At 70.2% G+C, this 3,157-nt stretch carries 4 protein-coding genes and 1 riboswitch; of the genes, 1 reads left to right on the forward strand and 3 read right to left on the reverse strand.

The genetic code is table 11. The features are described 5' to 3' along the window. The 3 genes from VFL64_RS17285 to VFL64_RS17295 form a co-directional block, all read right to left on the reverse strand. The coding region (locus VFL64_RS17285; protein WP_489541620.1) for a phosphomethylpyrimidine synthase ThiC at positions 1-567 on the reverse strand (567 nt) is incomplete at its 3' end. A 61-nt stretch (positions 568-628) separates the two neighbouring features. Next, a riboswitch (TPP riboswitch) is annotated at positions 629-744 on the reverse strand. Positions 745-782: 38 nt separating this feature from the next. Next, positions 783-1,745: an MBL fold metallo-hydrolase gene (locus tag VFL64_RS17290; protein WP_489541621.1), complete on the reverse strand. Its 963-nt coding sequence runs from the start codon at positions 1,743-1,745 to the stop codon at positions 783-785. 90 nt (positions 1,746-1,835) lie between these two features. Beyond that, positions 1,836-2,420, reverse strand: a complete 585-nt coding sequence (locus VFL64_RS17295) for a cupin domain-containing protein (RefSeq protein WP_489541622.1) — start codon at positions 2,418-2,420, stop codon at positions 1,836-1,838. 114 nt (positions 2,421-2,534) lie between these two features. On the opposite strand from VFL64_RS17295, the gene VFL64_RS17300 reads away from it, so the two are divergent. Then, a partial coding sequence (locus tag VFL64_RS17300; protein WP_489541623.1) for an SDR family oxidoreductase occupies positions 2,535-3,157 on the forward strand: 623 nt, incomplete at its 3' end.

Raw genomic sequence — 3,157 nt, forward strand, 5'->3', positions numbered from 1 at the left:
GAAGTTGCGGCCGATCGCCATCGGCTCGCTCTCGGGGTGGCGGATGTTGGCGGGACTGATGGCGCGGCCCGCCGCCACCTCGGCACGCACGAACTCGGGCGTGATGTCGCGTGCGAGCCGTGCACCGAAGGCTTGGCCCGCATGGGCCGGCCGCTCCTGCGCCAGGCGTTCGCGCAGCTGCGCGCGCAGCAGGTTCTCGCGCACCGCCACGAACTCCATCTCGGGCGTGACGATGTTCCGCCGCGCGAAGTGCATCTGCGACTGGTTGGCGCTGCCGCTGCGCTCGGCGATCCAGGCCGCGCGCAATGGAGGCAGGCCGCGCGTGATGTCGATCTCGGCCTGCGGGTCGGTGTAGGGGCCGGAGCTGTCGTACACGCGCAGCGGCGGGTTGGGCTCGCGCCGGCCGTCGGCGGTGAGCGTGTCGCTCAGAACAATCTCGCGGAAGGGCACCTGGATGTCGGGCCGCGAGCCCGGGAGGTAGACCTTGCGTGAGCCGGCGAAGGGCGTGCGCGTGATGCGCCGTGAGAGCGCGGCGGGGTCGTCGATGCCGATGAGCGGGGTGGCCATGAGGTCTCCAGGAGTGGGTGCCTGCCTGGAGACCGCGCTGCAAAGCCCGAAGGGGCGAGCGCCGAAGCCGAGTGCTGTTTCCTACGCGGGGATGACCCCAATCAGGTTCAACGGGTTAGGCGCTGTGCGCCCTCTCAGCCTCGGACTCTGCAGTCTTCGGCACCCCGACAAGCGGGCGGATTCTAAGCACGCTTGTCGTGTTGGCACAAGCGCATTCACTTCGGGAGTGTGTAGTTCGCCGGCACGAACACATAGCCCTTGCCATCGGCACGCAGGTGGCCGAGGCCCGGGAAGGGCAGGTGCGCACTGGCCACCCAGTAGCGGCCCTTGGCCGCGTCGGCGAAGGCCTTGGCGCGCTCGACGGACGCGGCCTTGGAGTCGCTGTCGAACTTGATGGTCACGCCCGGCTTGGGGAACTGCACCGCGGCCACGTGCATCAGGTCGCCCCACAGCACCAGCTTCTGGCCTTTGGATTCGACCGCGTAGATGGTGTGCCCCGGCGTGTGGCCGTGCGCGGCGATGGCGTTCACGCCCGGCACGATCTCGCTGTTGCCTTCCAGGCCCTTGAACTTGCCGGCCGTCACGTAGGGGTTGAGCGAGATCTGCGCGCCCTGGAAGAACATCTTCATTTCCTGGGGTGCCTTCTCCATGTTGGCGGCGCTCAGCCAGAAGTCGGCGTCCTGCTTGCCGGCGTAGACGGTGGCGTTGGGGAAGGCAATCTTGCCGTCCTGGATCAGGCCGCCGATGTGGTCGCCGTGCATGTGCGTGATGACCACCGCATCCACCTGCTCGGGCTGGTAGCCGGCGGCCTTGAGGTTGGTGTGCAGCTGATCGAGCCCGGGGCCGAACAGTGCGGCCGCGCCGGCGTCCACCAGCACCAGCTTGCTGCCGGTGTTGATGAGGTAGGCGTTGACCGAGGTAGGCACCGCCTCACCGAGGAAGTTGCGGCGCAGCAGGCCGCTCACCTCGGTCTTGTTGACGTTGGTGAGCAGCTCGCCGGGCTTGAGGTCGATGATGCCGTCGAGCAAGGCGGTGACCTCCAAGTCGCCCAGCATCATGCGGTAGTAGCCCGGTGCCTGCGTCTTGACCTGAGGCGCTCCGGCCTGGGCGGACGCGGCCAGCAGCAGGCCACCGGCCAAGGCGATGGCGGCGCGGCGCAGCGTGTGGATGATCGTCATGGGGATCCCTCGTTGTTGACGTTGAAATGGGGGGCAAAGGATAGGGGCGATCGGCGTATCCCTGTCGATGACAGGGACGCGGGATCAGGCCTAGACACCGGCCTTGGCCAGCACCACCACCGACACCCCGCGCGCGGCCGCCACGCCGTCGGCGTTCTGGTACGAGTGCGGCAGGTTGCCGGGGAAGGCCAGCACCTCGCCTTCGGCCAAGGTGTAGCGCTCGCCGGCCACGCTGAGCGTGACGCGGCCGTCGAGGCAGGTGAAGAACTCGCGCGTGCCGGGCAGGTGCGGCGTACCGGCCATCACCGCACCCGGGGCGAAGTCCATCACCTCCATCATCTCGTCGGGCACGGGCTCGGGCACCAGCTCGCGGATGCTCACGCCGCGCCCCTTCTGGCGCACCGCCACCTCGCCGGCCGACCAGCGCCGCACCATGGCGCGCGGCGAGGCGAGCAGCTCGTCGATGGGCACGCCGAGCGCGCCGGCCACCTTCACCAGCACGGCGAGCGAGGGGTTGCCTTCGCCCGACTCGAGGTTGGCGATGGTCGAGCGAGGCACGGCCGCAGCCTTGGCCAGGCCGTCCTGCGTGAGCGCGCGCGTGTGGCGCAGGCTCACCAGGTTGCGGGCGAGGTGCGAGGCGACGGTGGCGTCCTGGCTGGCGTCTTCGGCGGGCATGGTGGGCGCATTGTGTCCGCCCCGGCAACCCTCTGCCAATCCGTTGGACAAGGCGCTCGCCGCGGGCGACCCCGCTGCCTATCGTGAGCCCATCCTCAACGAAAGGCACACACGATGAACAGCACCCCTCTCCCGCGCGACCTGCGCGTGGCCATCACCGGCGGCACCTCGGGCTTGGGCCTCGCCCTCGTGAAACAGTTGCATGCGGCCGGCGCGCGCGTGGCCTTCGTCGCCCGCCACGCAGCCCGCGTGGCCGAGGTCGCGCGCGCCCACCCCGGCGTGCACGGCCTGGTGGGCGACGTGTCGAAGAAAGACGACATCTACCCGCTGGCCTTGCAGATCACCGCCGCGCTCGACGGGCTGGACGTGCTCATCCACAACGCCTCGCACCTCGGCCCGACGCCGCTCGCGCTGCTGGCCGACACCGAGTGCGAGGACTTCGAGGCGGCGCTCGCCACCAACCTGCTCGGCCCCTTCCGCCTGACCAAGGCGCTGCTGGGCGCGCTCAGCGCCTCGGCGCGCGATGGCCGGCCGGCGCTCGTCGTCAACATCCCGAGCGACGCCGCCGTCTCGGCCTACCCCGGCTGGGGCGCCTACGGCGCGAGCAAGGCCGCGCTCTCGCACCTGAGCCGCATCTGGCACGAGGAGCTGCGCGAGCACGGCGTGCGCGTGATTGCCACCGACCCCGGCGACATGGACACACCCTTGCACGCGCTGGCCGTGCCCGACGCCGACCC

This window comes from Rhizobacter sp., from assembly GCF_035702065.1.
GTDB lineage: Bacteria > Pseudomonadota > Gammaproteobacteria > Burkholderiales > Burkholderiaceae_C > Rhizobacter.